The organism is Dactylosporangium sp. NPDC050588 (genome assembly GCF_040654975.1).
GTDB classification, from domain to species: Bacteria; Actinomycetota; Actinomycetes; order Mycobacteriales; family Micromonosporaceae; genus Dactylosporangium; species Dactylosporangium maewongense.
The window spans coordinates 35,850-62,717 of the sequence record NZ_JBFAJA010000052.1 but is presented as its reverse complement, the minus strand read 5'-3'; the positions used below and the strand labels follow the sequence as shown (position 1 = coordinate 62,717).

Annotated in this window: 26 protein-coding genes; 18 read left to right on the top strand and 8 right to left on the bottom strand. The window is 72.9% G+C overall.

The features are described 5' to 3' along the window. Positions 1 to 1,800 (top strand): response regulator transcription factor (locus AB0I21_RS32470; protein WP_360566887.1); only part of this gene is annotated, 1,800 nt, incomplete at its 5' end. A 105-nt stretch (positions 1,801 to 1,905) separates the two neighbouring features. Here the strand turns inward: AB0I21_RS32470 and AB0I21_RS32465 are convergent. After that, positions 1,906 to 3,258 (bottom strand): serine/threonine-protein kinase, encoded by a 1,353-nt coding sequence (locus AB0I21_RS32465; protein WP_360566931.1) that lies wholly within the window; start codon positions 3,256 to 3,258, stop codon positions 1,906 to 1,908. Positions 3,259 to 3,265: 7 nt separating this feature from the next. Then, entirely contained in the window at positions 3,266 to 4,267 is a 1,002-nt protein-coding gene (locus tag AB0I21_RS32460) for a substrate-binding domain-containing protein (protein WP_360566886.1), read from the bottom strand. A 192-nt stretch (positions 4,268 to 4,459) separates the two neighbouring features. On the opposite strand from AB0I21_RS32460, the gene AB0I21_RS32455 reads away from it, so the two are divergent. The 5 genes from AB0I21_RS32455 to AB0I21_RS32435 all read left to right on the top strand — a co-directional run bounded on the left by AB0I21_RS32455 (position 4,460) and on the right by AB0I21_RS32435 (position 9,759). Beyond that, positions 4,460 to 5,278, top strand: a complete 819-nt coding sequence (locus AB0I21_RS32455; protein ID WP_360566885.1) for a serine/threonine-protein kinase — start codon at positions 4,460 to 4,462, stop codon at positions 5,276 to 5,278. Between the two features lie 192 nt (positions 5,279 to 5,470). Continuing rightward, on the top strand, positions 5,471 to 5,638 hold the full coding sequence (locus AB0I21_RS32450) for an LPXTG cell wall anchor domain-containing protein (RefSeq protein ID WP_360566883.1): 168 nt from the start codon (positions 5,471 to 5,473) through the stop codon (positions 5,636 to 5,638). A gap of 3 nt (positions 5,639 to 5,641) precedes the next feature. After that, on the top strand, positions 5,642 to 6,952 hold the full coding sequence (locus AB0I21_RS32445; RefSeq protein WP_360566881.1) for a glycosyltransferase family 2 protein: 1,311 nt from the start codon (positions 5,642 to 5,644) through the stop codon (positions 6,950 to 6,952). Between the two features lie 14 nt (positions 6,953 to 6,966). Beyond that, complete coding sequence (gene wecB, locus AB0I21_RS32440; protein WP_360566879.1) at positions 6,967 to 8,136, top strand: UDP-N-acetylglucosamine 2-epimerase (non-hydrolyzing); 1,170 nt, start codon at positions 6,967 to 6,969, stop codon at positions 8,134 to 8,136. A 21-nt stretch (positions 8,137 to 8,157) separates the two neighbouring features. After that, complete coding sequence (locus AB0I21_RS32435; RefSeq protein ID WP_360566877.1) at positions 8,158 to 9,759, top strand: polysaccharide deacetylase family protein; 1,602 nt, start codon at positions 8,158 to 8,160, stop codon at positions 9,757 to 9,759. 157 nt (positions 9,760 to 9,916) lie between these two features. Here AB0I21_RS32435 and AB0I21_RS32430 read toward each other — a convergent pair whose 3' ends face one another. Next, positions 9,917 to 10,300, bottom strand: a complete 384-nt coding sequence (locus AB0I21_RS32430) for a hypothetical protein (RefSeq protein ID WP_360566876.1) — start codon at positions 10,298 to 10,300, stop codon at positions 9,917 to 9,919. Between the two features lie 61 nt (positions 10,301 to 10,361). Between AB0I21_RS32430 and AB0I21_RS32425 the strand changes: the two genes are divergently transcribed. Both AB0I21_RS32425 and AB0I21_RS32420 read left to right on the top strand, forming a co-directional pair. Next, a complete protein-coding gene (locus AB0I21_RS32425) occupies positions 10,362 to 11,819 on the top strand; it encodes a hypothetical protein (RefSeq protein WP_360566874.1) in 1,458 nt (485 codons plus the stop codon). Next, positions 11,816 to 12,571: a 3-ketoacyl-ACP reductase gene (locus AB0I21_RS32420; RefSeq protein WP_360566873.1), complete on the top strand. Its 756-nt coding sequence runs from the start codon at positions 11,816 to 11,818 to the stop codon at positions 12,569 to 12,571. The genes AB0I21_RS32425 and AB0I21_RS32420 overlap by 4 nt, the downstream gene beginning before the upstream one ends. Here the strand turns inward: AB0I21_RS32420 and AB0I21_RS32415 are convergent. From AB0I21_RS32415 to AB0I21_RS32395, 5 genes are read right to left on the bottom strand one after another with little or no spacing between them, the layout of a single operon-like run. After that, positions 12,531 to 13,931 (bottom strand): MFS transporter, encoded by a 1,401-nt coding sequence (locus AB0I21_RS32415; RefSeq protein ID WP_360566871.1) that lies wholly within the window; start codon positions 13,929 to 13,931, stop codon positions 12,531 to 12,533. The two genes, AB0I21_RS32420 and AB0I21_RS32415, sit on opposite strands and share 41 nt — an antisense overlap. Before the next feature lie 48 nt (positions 13,932 to 13,979). Next, positions 13,980 to 14,693, bottom strand: coding sequence for an ABC transporter permease subunit (locus tag AB0I21_RS32410; RefSeq protein WP_360566869.1), 714 nt, complete (start codon positions 14,691 to 14,693; stop codon positions 13,980 to 13,982). Continuing rightward, positions 14,693 to 15,604: an ABC transporter ATP-binding protein gene (locus AB0I21_RS32405; protein WP_360566867.1), complete on the bottom strand. Its 912-nt coding sequence runs from the start codon at positions 15,602 to 15,604 to the stop codon at positions 14,693 to 14,695. The genes AB0I21_RS32410 and AB0I21_RS32405 overlap by 1 nt, the downstream gene beginning before the upstream one ends. Beyond that, a complete protein-coding gene (locus AB0I21_RS32400) occupies positions 15,604 to 16,479 on the bottom strand; it encodes an ABC transporter permease (RefSeq protein WP_360566866.1) in 876 nt (291 codons plus the stop codon). Before AB0I21_RS32400 ends, AB0I21_RS32405 begins: the two co-directional genes overlap by 1 nt. Further along, a complete protein-coding gene (locus AB0I21_RS32395; RefSeq protein WP_360566864.1) occupies positions 16,463 to 17,410 on the bottom strand; it encodes an ABC transporter ATP-binding protein in 948 nt (315 codons plus the stop codon). The genes AB0I21_RS32400 and AB0I21_RS32395 overlap by 17 nt, the downstream gene beginning before the upstream one ends. 165 nt (positions 17,411 to 17,575) lie before the next feature. Between AB0I21_RS32395 and AB0I21_RS32390 the strand changes: the two genes are divergently transcribed. From AB0I21_RS32390 to AB0I21_RS32345, 10 genes are all read left to right on the top strand, one after another. Then, the gene (locus AB0I21_RS32390; RefSeq protein ID WP_360566862.1) at positions 17,576 to 18,613 is read left to right on the top strand and encodes a GGDEF domain-containing protein; all 1,038 of its coding nucleotides are present in this window, start codon (positions 17,576 to 17,578) and stop codon (positions 18,611 to 18,613) included. Between the two features lie 273 nt (positions 18,614 to 18,886). Continuing rightward, positions 18,887 to 19,144, top strand: a complete 258-nt coding sequence (locus tag AB0I21_RS32385; RefSeq protein WP_344512883.1) for a hypothetical protein — start codon at positions 18,887 to 18,889, stop codon at positions 19,142 to 19,144. A gap of 115 nt (positions 19,145 to 19,259) precedes the next feature. After that, a complete protein-coding gene (yidC, locus tag AB0I21_RS32380; protein WP_344512881.1) occupies positions 19,260 to 19,844 on the top strand; it encodes a membrane protein insertase YidC in 585 nt (194 codons plus the stop codon). Between the two features lie 167 nt (positions 19,845 to 20,011). Continuing rightward, on the top strand, positions 20,012 to 21,127 hold the full coding sequence (locus AB0I21_RS32375) for an inositol-3-phosphate synthase (RefSeq protein ID WP_360566860.1): 1,116 nt from the start codon (positions 20,012 to 20,014) through the stop codon (positions 21,125 to 21,127). Further along, complete coding sequence (locus tag AB0I21_RS32370; RefSeq protein WP_344512877.1) at positions 21,124 to 21,996, top strand: SCO3242 family prenyltransferase; 873 nt, start codon at positions 21,124 to 21,126, stop codon at positions 21,994 to 21,996. Before AB0I21_RS32375 ends, AB0I21_RS32370 begins: the two co-directional genes overlap by 4 nt. Then, positions 21,993 to 22,853, top strand: coding sequence for a sugar phosphate isomerase/epimerase family protein (locus AB0I21_RS32365; protein WP_360566859.1), 861 nt, complete (start codon positions 21,993 to 21,995; stop codon positions 22,851 to 22,853). The genes AB0I21_RS32370 and AB0I21_RS32365 overlap by 4 nt, the downstream gene beginning before the upstream one ends. Continuing rightward, positions 22,850 to 23,446, top strand: coding sequence for an EboA domain-containing protein (locus AB0I21_RS32360; protein ID WP_360566857.1), 597 nt, complete (start codon positions 22,850 to 22,852; stop codon positions 23,444 to 23,446). The genes AB0I21_RS32365 and AB0I21_RS32360 overlap by 4 nt, the downstream gene beginning before the upstream one ends. Next, positions 23,446 to 24,297 carry a TatD family hydrolase gene (locus AB0I21_RS32355; protein ID WP_360566855.1) on the top strand — a complete coding sequence of 284 codons (852 nt, stop codon included), beginning with the start codon at positions 23,446 to 23,448 and terminating at the stop codon, positions 24,295 to 24,297. Before AB0I21_RS32360 ends, AB0I21_RS32355 begins: the two co-directional genes overlap by 1 nt. Beyond that, the gene (gene eboE, locus AB0I21_RS32350) at positions 24,297 to 25,433 is read left to right on the top strand and encodes a metabolite traffic protein EboE (RefSeq protein ID WP_344512962.1); all 1,137 of its coding nucleotides are present in this window, start codon (positions 24,297 to 24,299) and stop codon (positions 25,431 to 25,433) included. The genes AB0I21_RS32355 and eboE overlap by 1 nt, the downstream gene beginning before the upstream one ends. Then, the gene (locus AB0I21_RS32345; protein ID WP_360566854.1) at positions 25,430 to 26,803 is read left to right on the top strand and encodes a nucleotide pyrophosphatase/phosphodiesterase family protein; all 1,374 of its coding nucleotides are present in this window, start codon (positions 25,430 to 25,432) and stop codon (positions 26,801 to 26,803) included. Before eboE ends, AB0I21_RS32345 begins: the two co-directional genes overlap by 4 nt. Positions 26,804 to 26,868: the final 65 nt, after the last annotated feature.

The window sequence follows — 26,868 nt, the reverse complement described above, 5'->3', positions numbered from 1 at the left end:
GCGGCAGGCACGGCAGGAGCGGCAGGCACGGCAGGAGCGGCAGGCACGGCAGGAGCGGCAGGCACGGCAGGAGCGGCAGGCACGGCAGGAGCGGCAGGCACGGCAGGAGCGGCTGGCACGGCAGGAGCGGCAGGAGCGGCCGGCGCGGCAGGAGCGGCCGGCGCGGGCTGGATCGGGCAGGCGTGGGCGCGGCAGCTGGCGGCGGAGGCGGCGAGTGCGCTGCGGACCACCGCTGCGGGCGTGGTCGTGCCCCTCGCCGAGGCGGCGATGGTGGCCGCGGAGCGCAGCGGGGAGAGCATCGCCTCGGCCGGGGTGACGCTGGGGACGGCCCTGTCGTTCGGGGGGTGGCGGGACCGGGGGGTGGCGCTGCTGCACGCGTGCCGGCAGATCGCCGAGCACGACCGGGACCCGGTGACGGTCGGCCGGGCCATCAACAACCTCGTGGCGGTCGGCCTGCCGGGGCTCGGCGACGTGACGGGGCGGCGGTTGTTCGACGAGGCGATGGCCGCGATCGGCCGGGCCGGGCTGGAGTTCTGCGCGGGGCGCACGACCGCGCTCGGCATCGCGCACGCGCTGCGGACCGGGGACCTCGCCCGGGCCGAGGCGCTCACCTGGTCGCGGCTGCCGATCGAGACGGATCCGTTGGAGCGGGTCAGGTTCGTGGCGACGGCGGGTCTCCTCGCGGTCGAGCGCGGCGACGACCCGCTCGCGGCCCGCCTCCTGGCCCGTGCCGACGGGGAGGGGCGCGACGTGGGCCTCGTCAGGGTGCTGCGGGTGGCCGTCGCGGCCCGCGGGGCGCATCCGGCCGACCCGGCCCTGGCGCTCGCCGACTGCGTCGGCCACTGCCGGCCCGCGCGGCTGGTCGAGGCGGCCCGGTGGGCCCTGCACGGCGGCGTGCCGGCCGCGACGGTCGAGGACCTCGTCGGCGACGCGGTCGGCGCGGCGCCGCAGCTCCGGCTGCTCCTGGCCGTCGCGGCGGGCCGGGACGCAGCCGCGGTCGACCTCCTGCCGGCCGCCCTCCACCACGGCACCGCGACCACCCCGCGCCCCGCCACCGCCACCACACCGCGGCCCGGCACCGCAACCACCCCGCACCCCGGCACCGCGACCGCATCGCGGCCCGGCACCGCCATGAGCCACGGCGACCCGGCCGCACCGCACCATGGCGGCGCGACCGCCCTGCAGCCCCGGACCGCCGCGCGGCACGGCGACCCAGCCGCTGCGCACCCCAGCACCATGACCACCCAGCAGCCCGGCACCATGACCACCCGGCGGCCCGGCACCGCGACCGCTGCGCAGGCCGGCGGCGCGGCCACCCGGAACACCACGCAGCACGGCGATCCGGGCGCGCCGCACCACGGCAGCGGTGCGACGGTCGCGGACCGCGGCGACGCTCGACGAGGTGGCGCGGATGTCGAGGTGGTGGAGGCGGCGCCGTACGACGCCGCGGTCCACACGGCCGTCGCGCACGCGCTGCTGCGGCTCGGCCGGGCCGCTGACGCGCGGCAGCACGCGGAGCGGGCGGTGGCGCTGCTCGTGCACTGGCCCGGCTGGCGGCTCACCGAGGCGGAGACGCTGCTGCACAGCCTGCGGGCCGGCGGCGACCTGACCGCGCGGGAGATCGAGGTGCTCGGCTGTCTCGCCGCCGGCATGTCCAACCAGCAGGTGGCCAGCTCCCTGGGCATCTCGGTCCGGACCGTCACGGTGCACGTGTCCAACCTGCTGCGCAAGACCGGTGCCGCGTCCCGCACCGAGGCCGCGATGTGGGCGGTCCGCCACCGCGTCGTCACACCCAGCTGAGGACCGGCTCGGCGCCGCGACGGACACGGCCGCCCGGTGCGGTCAGGCCGCCGACGCGGCGCGCCGCCCCGCCCGGCGGGGCCGGGTGGCACGCCACCTGGCCGGTCAGGTGAGCGACGCGGCGAGCACGCCCACGGCGGCGTCGAGCTCCTGGTATGCGGCGGCGGTGGTGATGGAGCCCTCGCGCCGGCGGTCCACCAGCTGGTTGCGCAGCCGGTCGATGCGGGGCGCGGCGCCGACCGGGTTGATCATGATGTTGTTGACCTGATTCCGGATGTCGTCCACCACGTCGGAGCGGAGCTCCCCGGCGGCGGAGCGGCGGTCGACGACGTCGAGGACCGCCTGGCCGGCCTGCTGTGGGGTGAGCCGGGACGGCGTCGGGGTCGGGTTCGGCGACGGCGACGCCGCGGGCGCCCCGGACGACGGGCGGCCTTGCGGGGCCGCCTGCGTGGCGGTGCGGGTCGCCGCCGGTGGGGGCTGGACCGTGACGGGCGGGAGGATGGAGACGAAGATGCTGACGGTCGGGTCCGGCGACGCGCTCTGCCCGTCGTCGCGGTTGCGCCACACGTACGTGACGCCCACCAGTACCAACGCCGCCAACGACACGGCGAGGACCGGCACCCAGCGGCGTCCGTGCCGCTGCGCCGACGACTCCAGGGTCGCGGCGACCTCGGCGGCGGTGGGGCGCTCGGTGGGGTCGGTGTTGAGGCAGCGCAGGCAGACCGCGGCGACCGCGGGCGGCAGCCCGTGCACGTTGAGGGCGGGGCGGTGGTCGGCGGCGACGGCGCGCTCGAGCTCCTCCCACGTGGCGGCCTGCAGGGGCGGGTGCCCGGTGAGCATCTCGAACAGCAGGACGCCGAGGGCGTAGACGTCGGTGGAGCCGCTGGCGGGCGCGCCGACCAGCCGCTCCGGCGCGACGTAGGGCGGCGTGCCGAAGGTCAGCGTGTCGCGCTGGCCGACGTCGGCGGCGATGCCGAAGTCGAGCAGCTTGACGCCGTCGGTGGTGAGCATGACGTTCTCGGGGGTGACGTCGCGGTGCACGACGCCGCGGCGGTGGGCGGCGTGCAGCACGTCGGCGACGGTGGCGGCGACCGCGATCGCGTCCGTCCACGGCAGCGGGCCCTCGGCGAGCCGGCCGGCGAGGGAGGTGCCGTCGAGGAGCTGCATGACGACGTACGCGGCGATCCGGCCGTGCGTGGTGACGGTCTCGCCGTAGTCGTAGACGCCGATCGCGTTGGGGTGCTCGATCCGCGCGGCGGCGCGGGCCTCGCGCCGGATCCGGTCGCGCTGGCCGACGTCGGTGCCGATGGGACCGTCGAGGACCTTGACCGCGACGGTGCGCTCCAGGGTGCTGTCCCACGCGCGCCAGACGACGGACATGCCGCCTGCGCCGACCGGTTGTTTCAGGATGTACCGGCGGGCCAGGACATCGCCCTCCCGGAGCTGACCGTCGTGCATCACGTCCCTAGCTTGATGCCCGGACGACGAGCTCGGTCGGCAGCACCGGGCAGTCCTGCTCGCCCTCGGCACCGCTCAGGAGCAGCGCGACGGCGACCGCGCCGAGCTCGGAGACCGGCTGGCGCACGGTCGTGAGCGGCGGCGTGGTGTAGGAAGCGAGGGGCGCGTCGTCGAAGCCGACGACGGCGACGTCCTCGGGGACCCGGCGGCCGGCCTTGCGCAGGGCCTGCAGCGCGCCGGCGGCCATCGCGTCGGAGGCGACGAAGAGCGCGTCGAGGCGCGGCATGCGGTCCAGCAGCCAGGCGGCGGCGTGGCCGCCTGATGCGGTGGTGAAGTCGCCGTACGCCACGTGGGGCACCCTACCGGCCGCCTCCATCGCGCGGCGATAGCCGTCGAGGCGGTCCACGGCGGCGGGCGAGTCGGGCGGCCCGGCGATCGCGGCGATGGCGCGGCGGTGGCGCAGGATGAGGTGCTCGACGGCCTGCCGGGCGCCGTCGCGGTTGTCGACGTCGACGAACGGGATGTCGAGGCCGTCGGCGGGGCGGCCGGTGGCTCGCAGCGGCACCCGGGACGCGGCGAGGGAGACCGCGAGGGGGTGGCTGCTGTGCCCGCCGAGCAGCAGGACGCCGCCGACGCCGCCGGTCGTCAGGAACTGGGTCGCCGACGCGATCGTGCCCCGGGTCGCGGACATCGTCAGCAGCGGGATGCCGTGGCGGGTCAGCTCCTCCTCGGCGCCGGCGAGCAGCTTGGCGGAGAAGGTGTCGTGGAACAGCCGGGCCGTGGGCTCGAAGAAGAGCGCGGCGACGGGGAGCCGCTGCGGCAGCCGGTCGGGCCGGCGCGGCCCGCGGTGGCGGACGTAGCCGAGCTGGGCGATGGCGTCGTGCACCGACACCCGGGCCGAGGTGCTGACCCTGACCCGGCCGGTGAGGACTCGGGACACGGTTGCCGCGGAGACCCCCGCGGCGGCGGCGACCTCGGTGACGGTTGGTGGCGATGGCTCGTCAGTCATCCCGTCTCCTGTGGGAGCGATTCCTGCGGCCAGCGTCAGCCACGGTTACCCGGATGTCAACTATGGGTTTCGATCGGCTGTGCGGTTCCTTTGGTACGCCCGACATATCCGGACTTATCACATCGACACGGGCTGTGGTAATCATCGCTGGGACTTCCGTGATCGGCAGCTTTTAGGGAATAGTCGGCGATTGTGTCGGAGATCGAGCTTGGCCGCAGGGTGCTGGAGCGCTTCCTGCTGGTCCGCCCGATCGCCCGCGGCGGCATGTCGCTCGTCTACGAGGCCGTCGACCTGGACCAGCTGCGCCCCGCCGCCGTGAAGGTCCTCGCGCCGGCGTTCGCCAACAACGGCCGGGCCGTGCACTCGGCCCGCCGGGAGCCGCTGCTCATGCAGCGGATGCGGCACCCCACGGTGCCGAAGATCTTCGGATACGGCGAGCTCGACACCGGCCGGGCGACGGTGCCCTGTGTCGCGATGGAACTGCTCAACGGCGTACCGCTGACGAAACGCCTCGCCGAGGGTCCGCTGCCGTGGCAGCACGCGGTCGAGATCGCCGCGTCGGTCGCCGAGCTCCTCGCCGTCGCGCACCGCCGCGGCATCGCGCACCGCGATCTGACCGCCGACAACGTCATGCTGACCACCGCCGGGGTCAAGATCATCGACTTCGGGCTGGCGGTGCCGTTCGCGCACCCCGCGGCCTCACGCGTCGAGCACGCGCCGGCCTGGGACGTCTACGCGCTGGGCGTCCTGCTGTACCAGATGCTGACCGGCCGCTCGCCGCACGCACCGGGCGCCAGGTTGCTGCAGCCGGTCGCCACCCCGGTCCTGCTCGCACCCGGCCTGCCACGCTCCGTAGCGGAGCTGTGCCGCCAGTGCATGGCCAAGCGGCCGGCCGACCGGCCCGAGAGCGCCAGCGTCGCCCTGTCCCTCTGGGCGGAGTTCGCAACCGACTGGCAACACCCCGCCTCCTTCACTGAGAGCTACCGCACACGGTCCGACCACTCTGCGTAGCGGTCGAGTTTTTCCTGCGTAAACGCTCTGTCAGGTCGTTGGGCGGACTTGGTCCGCGCGAGCGCATCCAATCATGCTCACCCATTGTGATTGCCCCTCGGCACCTCCAAGCTTCTGGAGGACAAGGTGCACGACGGTTGCCAGCAAGGAGCCGCCAAGCACCGCCGGAGAGATAGCCGAGGGGAAGCTGTCATGTCAGGTACGAAGGTCATCGGCGTCATCGGGGCCGGCGGATCCACCGCCGCTTCGCTGCCCGTCACCGGAAGCCCCGTCTTCGCCATCGTCGCCGCAGGTGTCGCGCTCGTCGTCACCGGTGCCCTGATGGTGCGGGCGTCCCGCTTCAACCGCAGCGCAGCCTGACGCATGACGGCGATCCTTCTGGTCGGCTTCGCGCTCCTGACGCTCTGGCCGGCGTACAACCTGGCGCTGGTGGCCTTCACCACCCGCGACTCGGCCACCGCCGGTCGTCGTCGCCGGCGCGATGCCATCGCGCCGAACGAGCACGAGCCGCTGACCTTCTGGATCGTCGTGCCCGCCCTCAACGAGGAACGGGTTGTCGGCCGGACCGTCGGCGCCGCGCTGGCGCTGCAGGGCCCGGCAGGCACGCGCACCAGGGTGATGGTGGTCGATGACGGTTCGGACGACGGCACCCCCGACGTCCTCGCCGCCATCGACCACCCGAATCTGACGGTGCTGCGCCGGGACTTCCCCAACGCCCGCAAGGGCAAGGGCGAGGCGCTCAACGCCGCGTTCCGGGCGATCCGGGACCTGTCCCTGCTGCACGGCGAGGACCCGGCGCTGGTCGCGGTCGGCGTCATCGACGGTGACGGCCGGGGCAGCGCCAACATCCTGACCGAGGTGTCCCGGCAGATGCGCGACCCGCGGGTCGGCGCGGTGCAGACCCGGGTGCGCATCCACAACCGCAACCGCGTCCTCGGCGCCGTGCAGGACCTCGAGTTCGCCGCCATCGCCAACGCCAGCCAGCTGCTCCGCAACGCCGCGGGGACGGTCGGGCTGGGCGGCAACGGGCAGTTCGCCCGGCTGTCGTCGCTGATGCGGCTCGGCGACGCGCCCTGGTCGCACTGCCTCGTCGAGGACCTGGAGCTCGGGCTGCGCATGCACCTCAACGGCGAGCGCATCCGGTACACCTCCATCGCCAACGTCAACCAGCAGGGCCTCGTCGACGTGAAGCGGCTGCTGCGGCAACGCACCAGGTGGGCGCAGGGCAACCTGCAGTGCGTCGGCTACGTGCCGAAGCTGGTCGCCTCCCGGCAGATCCGCAACCACGCCCTGCTGGAGATGCTCTACTACCTGCTCGCACCGTGGATGAACGCCTTCGGCACGGCCGGCGTGTTCGGCCTCTGGGGCTTCGCGATGTGGCGGCTCATCCCCGGCCACGGCGACACCTTCGTCATCCACTCGTGGGCGCAGATGGGGCAGGTCGCACTGTTCTGGGCGCTCGGCATGACCGTCCCGGGCCTCGTCTGGGCGACGATCCACCGCCTCCAGCTCGGCGACGAGAAGCTCTGGCGACTGCTGGTCGCCGCCGTCGCCTACCCCTTCTTCCTCCTGCTCGGCCTGGTCTCGACCTGGCGGGCGATCGGCCGGCAGATCAGCCGGCGACAGGCCTGGGCGAAGACCGAACGCCTGGTCGAAGAGCCGGTTCTCTCGTAAAGGACGCCACGCACATGTCTCCCGAAGTCTTCCTCATCGCCGGTACCCGTCCCGAGGCCATCAAGCTGGCGCCCGTCGCCGCCGCGATGCGCGCCGCCGGCCGGCTCACCCCGGTGCTGGTCGCCAGCGGCCAGCACCCGACGATGGTGACCCAGGCGCTCGACGCGTTCGACGTCCAGGCCGACGTGACGCTGCCACTGCAGCGGGTCACCGGCAGCCAGCCCGAGCTCCTCACCGCGATGATCTCCTCGCTCGACGCGCTCCTGGAGGAGCGCAAGCCGGCCGCGGTCATCGTCCAGGGCGACACCACCACGACGCTCGCCGGCGCCATGGCCGCGTTCTGGCGGCGCGTCCCGGTCGTGCACCTGGAGGCGGGGCTGCGCTCCGGCGACCTGGACTCGCCGTTCCCGGAGGAGGCCAACCGCAAGCTCGTCGGCCAGCTCGCCGCGCTGCACCTGGCGCCGACGGCCCTCGCCGCGACGAACCTGCTCGACGAGAGCATCGCCCCGGCCAGCGTCCTCATCACCGGCAACACGGTCGTGGACGCGGCCCTGTCGATCGCCGCTCGTGAGATGCCGTTCGAGGACTCCCGGATCGCCGCGGCGGTCGACGCCGCCGCGCACGGCGAAGCCCGGCTGGTCCTCGTCACCGCGCACCGCCGCGAGTCGTGGGGCGAGCCGCTGGACCGGATCCTCTCGGCGGTGCGGCGCCTGGTCGAGGCCTACCCCGACATCCGGGTCGTCCTGCCGGCGCACGCCAACCCCGCCGTGCGCGCCCAGGTCGAGGCCGGCCTCGCCGGGGTGCCGCGGGTCACCGTCACCGACCCGCTGCCCTACCCGGCGCTCGCCCGGCTGCTGTCCAACGCCTACCTGACGCTCACCGACTCGGGCGGCATCCAGGAGGAGGCGCCGTCGTTCAAGGTGCCGGCGCTGGTCCTGCGTGAGGTCACCGAGCGCGTCGAGTCGCTGCACGCCGGTTGCGCCAAGCTCGTCGGCACGGACGAGGACCTGATCGTCGCCGAGGCGGCCCGGCTGCTCGACGACCCGGCCCTGCGTGACTCCATGACCGCCAACGGCAACCCCTACGGTGACGGGCTCGCCTCGCACCGCACCGAGCAGGCCGTCGCCGCGCTCCTGGGCCTCGCCGCGCACCCCGCTCCCATGCCGTCCACCGTCGCCGCCTGAACTCGAAGGAACTTGTCCACCATGCGTAAGCTGCTCAGCTCGGTCGCGGCGGTTGCCGTCGCCGCGTCGCTCGCCCTGGCCGTGCCCTCGACCCCGGCGTTCGCCGCCGCCCCCACCGCGACCCGCTCCGGCGCCGGCGCCCCCGGCTCCAACGCCGCGACGAAGACGCTCGTCCTCTACGACAACACCGGCCCGTACTCGTGGCTCGGCGAGGACTACGGGATGATGGCGACGAACCTCGTCTCGCACTTCGGGTCCTGGACCGCGCACCCGGTCGGCAGCTACACGGCCGGTGAGATGGCGGCGTACTCGGCGGTCGTCTACGTCGGCTCCACCTACGACGAGCCGCTGCCCACCGCGTTCCTCGACGACACCCTCGCGGGCACGAAGCCGGTCGTCTGGATGTACAACAACATCTGGCAGCTGACCGCCCGCTCCGCGGACTTCGTCGCCAAGTACGGCTACACCTGGAAGGGCTACGACACCTCGCCCGTGTCGCAGGTCGTCTACAACGGCACCACGATGACCCGGGACGTGCGCAACGGCGGCGGCATCATGGACTACATCGTCTCCGACCCTGCGAAGGCCGTCTCCGTCGGCACCGCGGTGCGCGCCGACGGCACCACGTTCCCGTGGGGCATCAAGTCCGGCTACCTCACCTACCTGGGTGAGATCCCGCTGTCGTACATCACCTCCAACGACCGCTACCTCGCGTTCTCGGACCTGCTGTACTCGGTGCTCGCGCCGCAGACCGCCGCCCGGCACCGGGCCCTGGTCCGCATCGAGGACGTCGGCCCCGACGCCGACCCGGCGGAGCTGCGCGCCATCGCCGACTACCTGTCCTCGAAGCACGTCCCCTTCACCGTCGCCGTCTACAGCCGGTACCGCGACCCGAAAGGTGTGAACAACAATGGCAAGGCCGAGGACTACACGCTGCGCCAGCGGCCACTGGTGGTCAGCGCCCTGAAGTACATGCAGAGCAAGGGTGGCACCCTGCTCCAGCACGGCTACACGCACCAGCTCGACGCGCTCAACAACCCGTACGACGGCGTCAGCGCCAACGACTTCGAGTTCTTCACGGCGCACGTCGACGCCAACGACGCGGTCATCTACGACGGCCCGGTGAAGAACGACTCGGCGCTCAACGTCACCGCCCGGGTCCTGGCCTCCCGCGCCGACTGGGCCCTCGCCGGCCTGAAGCAGCCGACCATCTTCGAGTTCCCGCACTACGCGGCGAGCGCGCTGGACTACAAGACGATCAACACCCTGGTCGGCGTCCGCTACGAGCGCGGCCTGTACTTCCCCGGCGTCCTGTCCGGCGGCACCGTCGACAACAGCACGGCGCGCATGGTCGGGCAGTTCTTCCCCTACACCGTCCGTGACGTCTACGGCTCGACCGTCATCCCCGAGAACATCGGCAACATCGAGCCCGAGCCGTTCAACCAGCACCCGGCGGTCCTGCCCGCCGACCTGATCGCGAACGCGAAGACCAACCTGGCGGTCCGCGACGGCGTGGCGAGCTTCTTCTACCACCCGTACCTCGGCACGGCCTACCTGAAGCAGACCGTGGAGGGCATCCAGGGCCTCGGCTACACGTTCGTCTCCGCCGCCGCGATGTCCTGAAGTATCGAGTTGTCAACGGCCGGGTCCCTTCGGGGGCCCGGCCTTTCCTCGTCCCCGCCCACTTCCTTGTCCCCGCCCGCACAACGGTACGGTCCCGGCGCCCCGGACGGGAGGCGCCGCCCGGAGCAACCGGGGTGCGGGCGCGGTGCGGCCGGGGTCAGGTCTCCAGCAGGAGCTCGGGCATGAGCCGTTCGATCGCGTACAGGTCGTAGACGCGGCGGACCTCGGCGACCAGGCCGGTCGGGGTCACGACCAGGAACTCGGCGAGGCGGAACTGCTCCGCGTCGACCGCGCAGTCGTACACGAGCGCGACGCGCTGGTCGATCACGGTGCGGGTGAAGACCGACACCGAGGTCAGCGCGGCGGCGAAGCCGGTGAGCTTCTCGATGAAGTCGCCGTCGGGGTCCAGGTTGGACTCGACCCGGGCGCCGGCGGCGAGCAGCGTGAACAGGGTGCTGGTGCGGCCGGAGGTCCAGGCGGCGACCCAGCGATCGGTGACTTCCTCAACAGCCGTCGCGTCCATCACGCGCCATCCTGCCATGCGGCAAACCCCCGGCACCCCGGGGTTCTCAGGAAAGCGCTTTCCCCTTATCCTCGGGGGCATGTTGCGCATCGATGACGGGCTCGCGCCCAAGGATCTGCTGGCCGCGACCGGGCGGATGTGGGAGCTGTCCGCCGGGAAGATCGACGCGATCGACGCGTCCTGCCCCCCGGGCGGCAGCCAGGGAGCGCCCGTGTTCACCGTCGAGGGGCGGTACACGGCGCGCGGCTGGACCGAGTGGACGCAGGGGTTCCAGGTGGGCTCGGCGCTGCTGCAGTTCGACGCGACCGGCGACCCGCACTTCCTGGAGCAGGGCCGCCGGCACACGTTCGGCGTGATGGCGGCGCACGTCAGCCACATCGGCGTGCACGACCACGGGTTCAACAACGTCAGCACGTACGGGACGCTGCGCCGCCTCATCCTGGAGGGCCGCGCCGACGCCGGGGACCTCGCCTTCGCCGAGCTGGCGCTGAAGGTCAGCGGCGCCGTGCAGGCCGCCCGCTGGAGCCGGACCGCGGACGGCGGCGGCTACATCTACTCGTTCAACGGGCCGCAGTCGCTGTTCGTCGACACCATCCGCTCGTGCCGGTCGCTCGCCGTCGCGCACCGCCTCGGGCACGTGCTCATGGGCGAGCACGACGAGCGGATCGACCTCCTCGAACGGCTCGTGCGGCACGCGGAGAGCACCGCCCGCCACAACGTCTACTTCGGCGAGGGCCGCGACGTGTACGACGTCCGGGGCCGCACGGCGCACGAGGCCCTGTTCAACGTCAACGACGGGCGCTTCCGGGCGCCGAGCACGCAGCAGGGCTACTCGGCGTTCTCGACGTGGACGCGGGGGCTGGCCTGGGCGATGCTCGGCTTCGCCGAGCTCCTCGAGTTCCTCGAGTCCGGCGACCAGGTCGTCGACTCCGACCTGTTCCGCGCGGCGGCGCAAGCCACGTGCGACTTCTACATCGAGCACTCCCCCGCCGACGGGATCCCGTACTGGGACACGGGCGCGCCGGGCCTCGCGCACCTCGACGTCGACGCGCCCGCCGACCCGTACAACGCGTACGAGCCGGTCGACTCCAGCGCCGCCGCGATCGCCGCGCAGGGCCTGCTCCGCCTCGGTCGCGCGATCGGCGACGACCGGTACACCCAGGCGGGGCTCACGGTCGCGAGGACGTTGCTGCAGGAGCCCTACCTGTCGACGGACCCGCGGCACGAGGGGCTGCTGCTGCACTCGGTGTACCACCGCCCGAACGGCTGGGACCACGTCGCGCCGGGCCAGTCGGTGCCCAACGGCGAGTCGAGCATGTGGGGCGACTACCACCTGCGGGAGCTGGCGCTGTACATCGGCCGGCTGGTCGACGGGCCGTACTACACGTTCTTCGGCGGCACGCCCTCCTCCGCCGCTCCCGGCGGCACGCCCTCCTCCGCCGCTCCCGGCGGCACGCCCTCCTCCGCCGCTCCCGGCGGCACGCCCTCCTCCGCCGCTCCCGGCGGCGGCCTCGACGGCGACGGGGTGCAGCGGTGAGCGCGGCGCTCGTCACCGGGGCGTCCCGCGGGATCGGCCGGGGCATCGCCCTCGCCCTCGCCGGCGCCGGCTTCGACGTGGTGGTGAACTACGCGTCCAACCTCGCCGCCGCCGAGGACACCGCCGCCGAGATCCAGAAGCTCGGCGCCCGGGCCGCGCTCGTCCGTGCGGACGTCGGCGACGCCGAGGACCGTGCAAGGCTCGTGCAGGAGACGCACGACGCTTTCGGCGGCCTCGACCTCCTGGTGAACAACGCGGGCGTGGCCCCGAACGTCCGCGCCGACCTGCTGGAGGCGACCGAGGAGTCGTTCGACCGGCTCGTCGGCATCAACCTCAAAGGCCCCTACTTCCTCACCCAGCAGGTCGCCCGCCGGATGATCGACGCCGGCGTCCGCGGCAAGATCGTCACGATCTCGTCGATGAGCGCCTACACCGCGAGCGTCAACCGCGGCGACTACTGCGTGACGAAGGCCGGCCTGGGCATGATGACGAAGCTGTTCGCGGCCCGGCTCGCCGAGCACGGCATCACCGTGTTCGAGGTGCGGCCCGGCATCATCGCCACCGACATGACCGGCGCGGTGAAGGAGAAGTACGACAAGCTCATCCTCACCGACGGCATCACGCCGATCCGGCGCTGGGGCACCCCCGAGGACGTCGGCCGCGCCGTCGTCGCCGTCGCCACGGACCTGCTGCCGTTCTCCACCGGGCAGGTCATCGACGTGGACGGGGGCTTTCATCTGCGGACGCTGTAGCGCGCGCCCGCAGCAGCTCGTGCACCGCCTCGATGTCCGCCGGGGCGGTGCGCGACGCCAGCCAGTACATGACGCCGGTGGGCACGAAGAAGACCTGGAACGCGGCGAGCCCGACGGCGAGGTTCGTCGGCGGCGGGAAGCTGCGCGCGAGCGCGGCGAACACCGCCCCGACGAGCCCGTTCCCGGCGGCCCGCCCGACCCCGTTGACGAGGTTGCCCAGCGAGTACACGGTGCCGCGGTGCTCCGGCGGGTTCACGTCGGCGATCAGCGCGAACCAGTTCGGCGAGTTCGCCGACGTCAGCGCGAGCGCCAGCAGCGCGCACAGGAACGCCGCCAGCAGGCTCGGCGTCGTGAACAGCGCCTCGAGCACCAGCGTCGTCGCCGGCCGCCCGTCCGGCGCGGGCAGCGTCAGCGGCGCGAAGAACAGCAGCACGTACAGCGGCACCCCGGCGAGGATCCCGATCGCGGCGACCTTCGCCCGGCCGCCCCGGTCGCGCCGCTGCCAGCGGTCGCCGATCATCCCACCCACGACGGACAGCACGCCGCCGAGCTGGAAGAGGATCGCGAGGACGCCGCCGATCGCGATGGCCTGCTGCTCGTCGTAGCCCTGCGCCTCCGCCTTCGCCTGGAACAGCCGCGGCAGCCAGACGAGGGACCCGAACGCGGCCTGCGCGGTCAGCCCCTGCAGGATCAGCCACACGTTGGTGCGGCGGGCGACGATGCCGGGCAGGTCGGCGCGGGAGATCCGGTGCTCGTACTCCTCACCGGCGGCGAACACCGCGGCGAGGTCCGGTTCACTCTGCCCCCGCCGGATGTCGGCGGTCGTGAAGTACGCGGCGGACGCGAGCACCCCGAGCACCGCGAGGACGTAGAACGGCCGCCGCCAGTCCGCGCCGCCGAGCTGGCTCGCGACGAGGACGCCGGCGAGGGTGCCGACGCCCTGCGACAGCCCCCACAGGCTCATCACGAGGCCGCGGCGGCGGGGCGAGATCAGGTCGCTGACGACGGAGAACCCGACGGAGCCGACCGCGCCGAGGCCGACCGCCGCGACCAGCTGCGCGGCGAAGAACGTCCAGTAGCCGCCGGCGAGGACCGTGGCGACCGTGCCGCCGGCCCAGATCAGGGTGCCCGCCATGAGCACCGGCTTCCGGTCGGTCCGGTCGCCGGTGTACGCCCAGCCGACGGCGGCGACCGCGGTCACGAGGTACCCGACCGCGGTCACCACGCCGAGCGCTCCCTCGCCGACGCCGAGGGAGCGGCTGATCGGCGAGTAGAGCGGCGGCACCAGGCTGATCGCCACGTTGTCCAGCGACGCCAGCACGATGAAGACGGCGACGCTGTAGACGCGGTGGAAACTCACCCGCGGACGGTAACCCGTCGCGCCGCCTGGGGCGATGTCAGGGCGACGTCAGCCCGTCTCGCCGGCGACCGCGAACGTCCGCAGCTTCTGCACCGCGAGCGCCGTCATCCCGACGGTGAACACGCCCGCCATGACGAAGCTCACCGGCACCGACACGGACCCCGCGAGCACGTCGGTCGGGGCGAGCCAGTCGACGATCGTCTTCACGTACTGCTGGATGCTCAACTTCGCCGTGCCGGACAGCAGGTTGCCCAGCAGGCCCTCCCACAGCACCACGTAGACCAGGCCGAGCAGCACCGGCCGGCGGGTGATCACGCTGATCGCCAGGAACAGCGAGCAATAGGCGAGGGCCCCGACGAACGCGCCGACGACGAGGGCGAACGCGAGCGGCGTGGACTCGGCGAGCAGCCCGACGATGAACAGCGGCACGGCGGCGAACCCGCCGGTCACCCCGACCGCCACGGCCAGCTTGGTGAACACGATCTCCGAGCGCGGGATCGGCTTGGACAGGATGTGGGTGATCGTGCCGTCGTCGATCTCGGAGCCGAGCACGCCGGTGCCGACGATGAGCGCGATCACCGGCAGCACGGCGGCGAAGCCGAGACCGACGATGACCGGCTCACCCCACTCGGCCGGCGGCTCCCCGAAGGCCCGGGCCGCCGCGGCGAAGCCGGCGAGGATGATCGGCAGCGGCACCAGCAGCCAGATCCGGCGGCGGCCGAGCAGGCCGCGCAGCGTGATGCGGGCGATGGTCGGATTCATCAGGCACCCACCAGGTAGGAGAAGACGCTTTCCAGGGACTCGTCGGCGGGCAGCAGCTGCCGCACCCGCACGCCCTCCTTGAGCGCGATGCGGGGCAGCGCCCGGGTGAAGGTGCCGTAGTCGGACGCGCGGACCTGCAAGCCCGTTGCGTCGATGTCGACACCTGCGACGGACGCCTCGCCGATGAGCGCCACCGCGAGGCGGCGGTCGTCGCTGGAGCGGATGGAGAACACGTGCGGCCGGTTGGTCATCAGCCGGCGGATGGTACGGAAGTCGCCGGAGGCGGCGAGCCGGCCGGCGACCATGACCTGCACGGTGCCGGACACCTGCTCGACCTCCTCCAGGATGTGCGAGGAGAACAGCACGGTGCGGCCGTCGTCGCCCATCTTGTGCAGCAGGTCCATCATGTGGAAGCGCTGGCGCGGGTCCATGCCGTTGAACGGCTCGTCCAGCAGCAGCACGCCCGGGTCGTGCACGAGCGCGGCCGCGACCCGGACCCGCTGGCGCATGCCCTTGCTGTACGTGTCGATCCGCCGGTCCTGGGCCGGCTCCATCTCCACCATCGCCAGGGCGCGGCGGGCCGCCTCCTCCGGGTTCGCCAGGCGGAACAGCTTCGCGCTGGCGACGACGAACTCCTTGCCGGTGAGGAAGCCGTGCACGGCCTCCCGCTCGCTGACGAGGCCGAGCGTGCGGTACACGTCGGGGTTGCGCCACGACGGCGCGCCGTCGACGGTCAGCGTGCCCTTCGACGGGGCCAGGAAGCCCGACATCATGTGCAGCAGCGTGGTCTTGCCGGCGCCGTTCGGGCCCAGCAGGCCCGTGACGCCCGCCCCGAGGGTCATCGTCACGTCGTTGACGGCGACGACGTTGCCGTACCAGCGAGACACGTGCTGAAGATCGACGGTGCCCATCAGGCGGCCACCTTCCGGTAACGAAGCAGCAGCAGGCTGACACAGCCGGCGAGCACGACGGCGGTGCCGACGCCGTACGCGGGACCGTAGTCGCCGATCGGGACGCCTTCGGGCACCTTGCCGAAGATCCACTGCTCGAGGCCGAGCAGCAGGGTCATCGGGTTGACCAGGAACGCGAGGTAGCTCAGCGCGCTGCCCTGACCGCCGATGACGTTGAGGATGCCGACCATCGGCGCGGTGATGATGAACACGCCGACGATGAACGCCGCCGCGAACGCCCGCCGGCCGGTGAGCGACGCGACCAGCAGCGCGATCGCCGCGAGGACCAGCGACCGGATGACCGCACCGGCGAGGCCCGGACCCATGTCGCCGAGCTCCTTCATGGCGCCGGAGAACCCGTCGGTGCGGGTGAACACCGCACCGAGGTAGATGAGCAGCTGCGGCACGGCGAGCAGCAACAGCACGACCGTCGCCAGGGCCGCGTACTTCGTCAGCGCGTAGTCGGAGCGGCTGAGCGGCCGGCTGAAGTACAGCGGCAGCGTCCGGTCCCGCAGGTCACGGGAGACCAGCTCCGGCGCGACGATCGCCAGGAACAGCATCACCGGGAACGAGATGTTGGCCGCGTACGACCGGTAGCTTATGAGCGGCTCGCCGGTGCCGCTCAGCGACCGGACCGCGATCGCGATGACGGCGACGCTGAGCGCGATGCCGATCACCAGCCACGGGAAGATCTTCGCCTTGGCGCCCCGGCCGATGCCGAACGCGGTGCGCAGGCTCTGCTCGTAGAGGGAACGGTTGGCGTACCCGCGACCGAGCCTCGGGCCCGTGTACCGCTGGTAGCCGATGTCGTGGATGACGCTAGTTGGCTGCGCCATGGCCGGCCTCCTGCGGTGCGGATCCCATTACGGACGGGGTCTGGAAGAGCTCAGCGACGCGGTGGCGGCGCTGGTCGAGACGGTGCAGCGGCAGGTCCAGCTCGGCGACCGCGACGAGGATGCGGTCGTACACGTCGTCGCTGTCCATCGGCACCATGAGCGAGGCGCCGTCCCGGGACACCGGCAGGCCCTGCTCGCTGAGCCGGGCGACGAGCTGCTCGACGCCCTCGCTCACCTCGACGGTGAGCACGTCGCGGCTGGTCGTCATGTCCGACACCGTCGCGGAACGCAGCAGCTTGCCACCGTCGATCGCGATCAGCGACGTGCAGATCCGCTCGACCTCGCCGAGCAGGTGCGAGCACACGACGATCGAGATGCCGAACTCGGTGCCGATGCGGTGCACCAGCTCCAGCATCGCGTCGCGTCCGGCCGGATCGAGGCCGTTGGTCGGCTCGTCCAGCAGCAGCAGGTCCGGGTCGTGCGCGAGCGCCTGCGCCAGCTTGACCCGCTGCTTCATGCCGGTGGAGTAGCCGCCGATCTGGCGGTACCGCTCCTCGTAGAGCCCGACGTGCCGCAGCGCCTCGGAGGCCCGCTCCCGGGCGGCGTTGGCGGGCAGGCCGCTCATCCGCGCCAGGTGGGTCACGTACTCGGCGGCCGACGTCTCGCTGGGCAGGCAGTCGTGCTCGGGCATGTACCCGACGCGCTGCCGCACCTCAACCGACTGCGTCGTCGGGTCGAGCCCGAGGACCCGCAGCTCACCCCCGGACGGCTGGAGCAGACCGAGCATGATCTTGATGAAGGTCGACTTGCCGGCGCCGTTCGCGCCGACCAGACCGATGATCCCCGGCTCCACCGCCAGGGAAAGTTCCGAAAGGGCGGTGACGCCACCCCCGTAGCGCTTCGTCAGCGCACGCGTCTCGATGAGTGCCACGACGCCGACCTTACGGACCGTGAACCCTGAGGACTATCCGGAACGCACCTGAAAGCCGCCACCTAGGGGTTCAACCTGAGATTCTCCTCAGCTTCGCTCAGATCCTTCTCAGGTTTCGGCCACCGGTCCTCCTCAGATCCGGTTACTGGCGGTCGACGTCAGAGCGTGGATCTGCCCCTGTACCGCGTCCGGCGCAGCATCGAGTGGGCCGGCCTGATCAGCCGGTCGGTCTCGGTGCTGTGGATCGTCGTGTCCATCGCGGTGATGTCGCTGCCGCCCCTGACGACCATCTGGGTGCTCCCGCTGATCCTCACCAACCTCGTCGCCGTGTATGCGCTGCGCAGCGTCGCTCACCCCCGGTACCGCGTGCTCAACCCGCTGCTGGTCGCGCTGGACACGGCCACGTGCGTCGGCGCGGTCCTGGCGACCAGCCGCTGGGCCTCCGACGTCGGCCTCTGGCCGATCTTCGTCATCGCCATCGTCATCGGCGCCTTCCGCTGCCAGCTCGCCGGCGCCCTGCTGACCTGGCTCGCGACCGCCGCTGGCGGGGTCGCCCTCTACGTCTGGGCCGACCAGATCGCCGGCCGGCCGATGCCCGCCGACCTTGTCACGATGGCGCCCGCGCTGCACCTGGTCGTCGCCGTCCTCGCCGGCCTGCTGTCCCGGGGACACCGCAACCAGCTCCGGCAGCTCGGCGAGGCCCGCGCGAAGCTGCGCCACCTGGCACTGCACGACCCGCTGACCGGCCTGGGCAACCGCAACCTGCTCGACGAGCACACCCGCACCGCGCTCACCCCCGGCACCCCCGCGTCGGTGCTGGTCCTGGACCTCGACGGCTTCAAGGCCGTCAACGACACCCTCGGCCACGCGGCCGGCGACGAGCTGCTGCGGATCGTGGCCGCCCGCCTGCGCACCCACGCCCGCGAGGGCGACCTGGTCACCCGCCTCGGCGGCGACGAGTTCGTGGTCCTGCTGCCGGACACCCCGGCCGCGGCGGCGGCCGAGGTCGCGGCCAGGCTGCGCGCCGCGCTGCTCGACCCGATCACCATCGACGGCCGGCCGGTCCACATCGCCGCGAGCATCGGCGCCGCGACCGACACCGACACCACCCTCGACGCCCTGCTGCGCGCCGCCGACGCCGGCATGTACCGCGAGAAGGCGACCCACCGCCTCCACCCCGTCCCCGCCATGCACGCCGCCTGACGACGTCGGACGCATCAGGCCACTGCGAGGTGCGTGCCCGGCAGTTCTACTGGCACTCTACACACGCCGGAAAAATCGATCTCCGACATCTCGCGCTCCGCAGTCCACCCCGCACCGATCGTGACGCGTCCGTCCCGGACCGATCCGTGACGCGTCCGTCCCGGCGGGCGTGACGGAGCGGTCCCGGCCGGCGTGACGGGGGTGTGACAGCACCATCGAGGGCAGCACCGTCGAGGGCGGCGCGGGGGTGGTGCCGTGTCGTATTCTCGGGGCATGTCGTGGTCGCTGACCACTCTGCTCGCCGCGTGGTCCTCGGTGACCTCGCCGGCCGACGCTGTCGCCGTGGCGACGGCGGTGCTCACGGCGCTCGCGATCGTCCTCGCGGCGCGACTGCTCACCGGCGCGCCCATGGCGGCGCGGCGGGTGATGCCCGTCCCCGCCCGGGCCCGGTCCCGGCGGGCGCAGCCCACCCGGGCCATGGACCCCGACGCGGCCGGCCGGCCCCGGCCACGCGCGCCCGGACAGCGGTAGTCCGACTCCAGATCCGACTCCGTTCGTCCACTTCCCGCGCGCCCTCCTGCCCTGCCGACGACCCGTGCGGCGGCCGGCGCGTGCGTGCGCGCGTCCAAGCCGAAGGGCTCCCATCGTGCTGCACCATGTCCTCACCCTGCTCGCCACCTCCACCGGGTCCGTCGCCGCCGCCATCGTCATCGCCACCCTCGCCGTCCGGGCCGCGCTCCTGCCGCTGAGTCTCCGCGCGTACCGCGCAGAAAAGGTCCGGGCCAAGCTCGCGCCGCAGCTGGCGAAGCTGCGGGAGCGGCACGGCAAGGATCCGGTCGTCCTCGCCGAGAAGACCACCGAGCTCATGCGGGCGGAGGGGTCCGGGCCGCTCGCCGGCCTGCTGCCGATGCTGGCCCAGGCGCCGTTCATCTGGCTGCTGTACCGCGAGTTCACCGGCGACGCCGTCCGCGGGCACACCCTGCTCGGCGCCGACCTGACCGCCCGGCTGCTCGACCATCCGGCGATCGCCGCCGGGTGGCTGATCGCCGCCGCGCTCACCGCCATCGCCATCTGGAACGTGCGCCAGCTGCCTGAAGGCTCGCCCGTACTGGTCCGCCTGCTGTCGTTCGGGACTGTGGCGTTTTCCGTGATCACACCCGTCGCGGCCGGGATCTACCTGGTCACGTCGGGGGTCTGGACGGCCGTCGAGCGGGCCGTCGCCCGGCGTTGAGACCGGCGGCCTTTTGCACGTACACGCGCGAAGTTTTTTTCGTTTGTATAAAAGTTCGGTTGCCACTAGCGGAAGGCGGACACGCGTTCTACGCTGCCAAATCAGCGACAATCGGCGATGTCGCCCACAAGATCGTCACACAATTCCAACCGCCTTTGGAGGGCCCGGTGCAAACGGGTGTGTGGCTGGTAGGCGCGCGCGGCTCAGTCGCCGTCACCAGCATCGTCGGTGCCGCAGCAGTGCGCGCCGGGCTCACCGAGCCGATCGGTTGTGTCACCGAGCATCCCGTGCTGCGCAGCGACGCGCTGCCGGGGTTCGGTGAGCTCGTCTTCGGCGGCCACGACATCGCCACCATCTGCGTGGTGAAGAAGGCGGAGGCCCTGGCCGAGGCCGGGGTCGTGCCCGCCAGGCTGGTCGCGACGCTGCACACGGAGCTGTCGGCGGTGGACGAGGAGATCCGTCCGCTGCCGCACGGCACCGCGGCCGAGGTCGCCGCCGCCGTCACCGCCGACCTGCTGGACTTCCGGCGGCGGCACAACCTGGCCCGGGTGGTGGTCGTCAACGTCGCCTCGACCGAGGCCGCCGTCACGCCGCACCCCGCGCACGCCTCGCTGGACTCGTTACGCGACGCGCTGGACACGCTGCCGCCGAGCTCCCTGATGGCGTACGCCGCGTTCGAGGCCGGCTGCTCGTTCGTCGACTTCACCCCGTCGACGGGCGCCCGCCTGCCCGCGCTGGACGAGCTGGCGCAGGCCCGCAACGTCGTGTACGCGGGCCACGACGGCAAGACCGGCGAGACGCTGATCAAGTCGGTGCTGGCGCCGATGTTCGCGATGCGCAACCTGCGGGTGAAGTCCTGGTCCGGCACCAACCTGCTGGGCGGCGGCGACGGCGCGACCCTCGCCGAGCCGGCCGCCAACGCGGCCAAGTCCGCCAGCAAGCAGCGCGTCCTCAGCGAGACCCTCGGGTACCAGCCCGACGGCCACACCCGCATCGAATACGTGCCGGACATCGGCGACTTCAAGACCGCCTGGGACCTCATCACGTTCGCCGGCTTCCTCGGCACGCCGATGCGGATGGAGTTCACCTGGCACGGCTGCGACTCCGCGCTCGCCGCGCCCCTCGTCCTGGACCTCGCCCGGCTCGCCGCGGCCGCCCACGCCGCCGGCCGGGCCGGGCCGCTGACCGAGCTGGCGTTCTTCTTCAAGGACCCGCTCGGCGAGGTCGACCACGCCCTCGGCGCCCAGTTCGAGGCCCTCGCCGCGTTCGTGCGGTCGCTGTGAACCCCGCCCGACCCGACTGGCGGACCCTGGCCGAGCTGGTCCGTGCTCCCGCGGCGCTGAGCGTGCCCGGTGACGTCGTCGCCGGCGCGGCCGCCGCAGGCACGCTCGGGCCACGCACGCCGGTCCTCGCCGGATCGTCGGTCCTGCTGTACTGGGCGGGCATGGCGGCCAACGACTGGGCCGACCGGGACCTGGACGCCACCGAGCGCCCCGAGCGGCCGATCCCCTCGGGGCGCATCACCCCGGGGACCGCGTTCGGCGTCGCCGCCGGACTGACCGCCGCCGGGGTGGCCCTCGCCGGGCTCGCCGGCGGCCGCCGCGCCCTCGCCGTGGCCGTGCCGCTCGCCGGCGCGGTCTGGGCCTACGACCTGAAGCTGAAGAACACCCCGGCCGGCCCCGCCGCGATGGCCGCCTGCCGCGCCCTCGACGTGCTGCTCGGTGCGAGCGGTGGGCGGCTGCGCTCCGCCGTGTACCCCGCGGCGACGGTCTTCGCCCACACGTACACCGTGACCGCGCTGTCCACGGCGGAGGTCCACGGGTCCACGCCGGCGTTGCCCGCGGCCACGCTCGCCGGATCCGCCGCGGTCGCCGCCGCGGCGGCACTGCCGGCGCGACCCGTCGGCCGGTGGTCCTGGATTCCCGCCGCGCTGTCGGGCTGGTACGCGAAACGCTACGGCGAGGCGCAGCTGAAGGCGCTGGAGAAGCCGACGGCGGGCAACATCCGCGCGTCCGTCGGCGCCGGCATCGTGAACCTGCCGACGCTGCAGGGCGCGCTCACCGCCCGGGCCGGCGCACCCCTCGCCGGGATCGCCGTCGCGGCCGCCGCGCCGCTCGGCCGGCACCTCGCGAAGCGGCTGTCGCCGACATGAGTCTCCGATTCGGGTACGGCACCAACGGTTTCAGCAACCACCGGCTCGACGACGCGTTGACCGTCATCGCCGGGCTCGGCTACACGGGTGTGGCGCTGACCCTCGACCACCATCATCTGGATCCGTACGACGCCAACCTCTGGCGGCACGTCCGCGCGCTCGGCCACCGCCTCGCCGAGCTCGGCCTCGGTGTCGTCATCGAGACCGGCGCCCGGTTCCTGCTCGACCCGTGGCACAAGCACGCGCCGACGCTGCTGGACGACGAGCCCGAGGCGCGGATCGACTTCCTGAGCCGGGCCGTGCGGATCGGCTCGGACCTCGGCGCGGAGGCGGTCAGCTTCTGGGCCGGCGTCCGCCCGCCCGGGGTGGCGCCGGACCTCGCGTGGCGGCGGCTCGTCACCGGCAGCGCCGAGGTCCTCGCCGCCGCCGAGGGTGTGGAGATGATGCTCGGCTTCGAGCCCGAGCCGGGCATGCTGGTCGAGTCGATCGACGACTGGGAGCGGCTGCGGGCCGACCTCGGCGCGCCCGTCCACTTCGGACTGACCCTCGACATCGGCCACTGCCGCTGCCTGGAGCCGATCTCCGCAGAGGACTGCGTGCGCCGGGTCGCCGGGTCGCTCGTCAACGTGCAGATCGACGACATGCGCCGCGGCGTGCACGAGCATCTCGAGTTCGGCACCGGCGAGGTCGACTTCCCGGCGGTGCTGCGCGCCCTCAACGACACCGACTACGGCGGCCTCGTCGCCGTCGAGCTCCCCCGCCACAGCCACGCCGCGCCCGCGGTGGCCCGTGACTCCCTCGCCTTCCTGCGCGCCGCCGAAGCGCAGTCACTGGACCGATTCCAGGAGGTGCCATGAACCTGTACGACTCCCTCACCGCCGAGCTGACGGACACGGTGTGGCTCGACACGGCCCTGGAGACCGTGGCCCGCCAGCCATCGGCGATCGGCCGGCAGTTTCCCGCCGCGGGCCGCCGCTGCGGCCGGTGGGCCCTCGCCGGGCTGCCCGGGTGGACGGTCGACGACGCCGCCCGGGTCCTCCTGCTGACCCGGCTGCCCGAAAGCGCCTTGCAGACCGAGCTGGAGCCGCTCTACCGGTACGGTGACGCCGCCGAGAAGCGCGCGGTGCTGCGGGCGCTGCCGCTGCTGCCCGTGCAGGACTCGTTCCCGGGGCTCCTGCTCGACGCGTTGCGCACCAACGACACCAGGCTCGTCTCCGCCGCGCTCGGGCCGGCCGCCGCGTGCCTGCCCGCCGCCGCGTGGCGCCAGGGCGTGCTGAAGGCCGTCTTCATGGGCCTGCCCCTCGCCGACGTCGCCGACCTCGACACCCGCGCCGACGCGGAGCTCGCCACCATGCTCGCGGGGCTCGTCGAGGAGCGGCACGCCGCCGGCCGCGCCGTCGCCGACGACGCCACCGCGCTGCTGCACCGCCTCCAGGAAAAGGTCTCGTGATGCGCATCTTCGACCCGCACATCCACATGACGTCCCGCACCACCGACGACTACGAGCGGATGGCCGCCGCCGGCGTCCGGGCGATCGTGGAGCCGGCGTTCTGGCTCGGGCAGCCGCGCACCAACGTCGGCTCGTTCACCGACTACTTCGACTCCCTCGTCGGGTGGGAGCCCTTCCGGGCCTCGCAGTTCGGCATCCGGCACCACTGCACGATCGCGCTCAACCCGAAGGAGGCCAACGACCCGCGCTGCCGGGACGTGCTGTCGGTGCTGCCGCGGTACCTGGAGAAGGACGGCGTCGTCGCGGTCGGCGAGATCGGCTACGACTCGATGACGCCGGAGGAGGACGAGGTGTTCGCCGCGCAGCTCGCCCTCGCCGTCGAGCACGACCTGCCGGCGATGGTGCACACCCCGCACCGCGACAAGGCCCGCGGCACCGACCGGACCATCGCCATGGTCCGCGAGTCGGGCATCGACCCGGGCCGGGTCGTCGTCGACCACCTCAACGAGGTCACCGTCGCGCGGGTCGCCGAGAGCGGCTGCTGGATGGGGTTCTCCATCTACCCAGACACGAAGATGACGCCGTCGCGGATGGTGTCGATCCTGCAGGAGCACGGCATGGACCGGGTCCTGGTCAACTCGGCGGCCGACTGGGGCCGCTCCGACCCGCTGCTGACGCTGCGGACCGGCGAGGCGATGCTGGCCGCCGGGTTCAGCGACGACGACGTCGACCGGGTGCTGTGGCGCAACCCGGTCGAGTTCTACGGGCAGTCCAAACGCCTCGACGTCTCGGACCTCGCTTCCGCCGACGCCACCTTCGAGGGGAACTCGATCCTCCGCGGCGGGTCGTGATGCGGCTGCGGCACCCCGACGGCCAGGTGGTCCACCTGGCCTACGGGACCAACGTCCACCCCGCGGAGGACCTGCCCGGGATCCTGACGCAACTCGATGTCTACGCGGCGCGGGTCAGGTCGTGTCTCGACACGCCGGTGCTCGGCCTCGGGCTGTGGCTCGCCGCTCCGGTGGCCGCCGCCCTGGCCGGCGACGCCTCGCTGCGCCGGCAGCTGCGGCACGAGCTGGACGTCCGCGGGCTCGAGGTGGTGACCCTGAACGGGTTCCCGTACGAGGCGTTCCAGGCGCCGGTGGTGAAGAAGGCGGTGTACCTGCCGGACTGGGCCGACCCGCGGCGGCTGCGGTACACGATGGACCTCGCCCGGGTCCTCGTCGACCTGCTGCCCGACGACGCGGAGCGCGGCTCGATCTCGACGCTGCCGCTCGGCTGGCGCGACCCGTGGGACGGCCCGCAGGTCGCCGCCGTCCAGCGGGCCCTGGACCAGCTCGCGTACGGGCTGTCGTTCCTGGACCGGCCGATCCGGGTCGCGTTCGAGCCGGAGCCGGGGTGCGTCATCGAGAACACCCTCCAGGCGACGGTGCACCTGGCCCGGATCGACCCCAGGTACCTCGGGGTGTGTCTGGACCTCGCGCACCTGGCCTGCGCGTGGGAGGACCCGGTCACCGCGGTGCAGCGGCTCGCCCGCACCGGCCTGCCGGTCGTGAAGGTGCAGGTGTCGGCGGCGCTCGCGGTCGACGACCCGTCCGTGCCCGCGCTCGCCGACTACGTCGAGCCGCGCTTCATGCACCAGACCCGCTCCCGTGGCTGCGCGGCGTCCTTCGACGACCTCGACGAGGCCCTCGCCAGCGGCGACGGCGGCCCGTGGCGGGTGCACTACCACGTGCCGCTGCACGCCTCGCCGGAGCCGCCGCTGCAGGCGACCACCGACGTGCTGCGGGCCGGCCTCGCGGCGCTGCTCGGCGGGCCGGTCGCCGGCTGCGACCACCTCGAGGTCGAGACCTACACGTGGGGCGTGCTGCCGGAGTCCCAGCGGCCCACCGGCCCCGAGCAGCTCGCCGCGGGGATGGCCGCCGAGCTCGCCTACGCCCGCGACATCCTGCACGACCTCGGTCTCAAAACGTTGGAGCCTCGATGAGCAAGCCCCTGCTGGTCCTCGACGTGGTCGGGCTGACGCCCAGGCTGCTGCCGCACATGCCGCACCTGTCCGCCGTCGGCGCCGCCGTGCCGCTGCGCCCGGTCCTGCCCGCGGTCACCTGCTCGGTGCAATCGACGTTCCTCACCGGGGCGATGCCCTCCGACCACGGTGTCGTCGGCAACGGCTGGTACTTCCGCGACCTCGGCGAGATCTTCCTGTGGCGGCAGCACAACGCGCTCGTCGGCGGCGACAAGCTGTGGCACGCGGCCCGCCGGGCCGAACCCGGCTACACGGTCGCGAACGTCTGCTGGTGGTACGCGATGGGCGCCGACGTCGACTGGACCGTCACCCCGCGCCCCATCTACTACTCCGACGGTCGCAAGGAGCCGGACTGCTACACGTACCCGCCGGCGCTGCACGACGAGCTCACCACCCGGCTGGGCGAGTTCCCGCTCTTCACCTACTGGGGTCCCGGCGCCGGCATCCCGTCCTCGGAGTGGATCGCCAGGGCGGCCGAGCAGATCATGGTCGAGAAGTCGCCGGACCTGACCCTGGTGTACCTGCCGCACCTCGACTACGACCTGCAGCGCTTCGGCCCGTCCTCGCCGGAGGCCGCCGCGGCCGCCACGGCGCTGGACAACGTCGTCGCTCCCCTGCTGGCCGCCGCGGCCGCCCGGGACGTGACCGTCGTCGTCCTGTCCGAGTACGGCATCACCGAGGCCAGCCGGCCCGTCGACGTCAACCGCCTCCTGCGCGCCGAGGGCCTGCTCAACGTCTACACCCAGGACGGCATGGAGTACCTGGACCCGTGGACCTCGCGGGCGTTCGCCGTCGCCGACCACCAGATCGCCCACGTCTACGTGCGCGACGAGGCGGACCTGCCGGCGGTGCAGAAGCTGTGTGCGGCCCTGCCCGGCGTCGGCGAGGTCCTCGACGCCGCCGGCAAGGCACGGACCGGGCTCGACCACGAGCGCGCCGGCGAGCTGGTCCTGCTCGCCGAGCCCGACGCGTGGTTCACCTACTACTACTGGCTCGACGACGCCCGCCGCCCCGATTTCGCCCAGCTCGTCGAGATCCACCGCAAGCCCGGGTACGACCCGGCCGAGCTCCTCTTCGACCCCGCCGCCCCCGGCGCGGCGAAGGCCCGTGCGGGGGTCGCGCTGGCCCGCAAGAAGCTGGGGCTGCGGTACATGATGAACGTGGTCGGCCTCGACGCCGGCGCCAAAGCGGTCAAGGGCTCCCACGGCCTCCTCCCCGCGACCGTCGAAGACGGCCCGGTCTGGATGTGCGGCGACCCGTCGCTGTCCCTGGACTCGGTCGACGCGACGGAGGTGAAGGGCCTGCTGCTGCGCCTGGCCGGCCTGGCCTGACCGTCCCGGTGGTTCGGTGGACGACCCGCGTCGTCCACCTCAGCCTCCCGGCGGGCCGTTCGAAG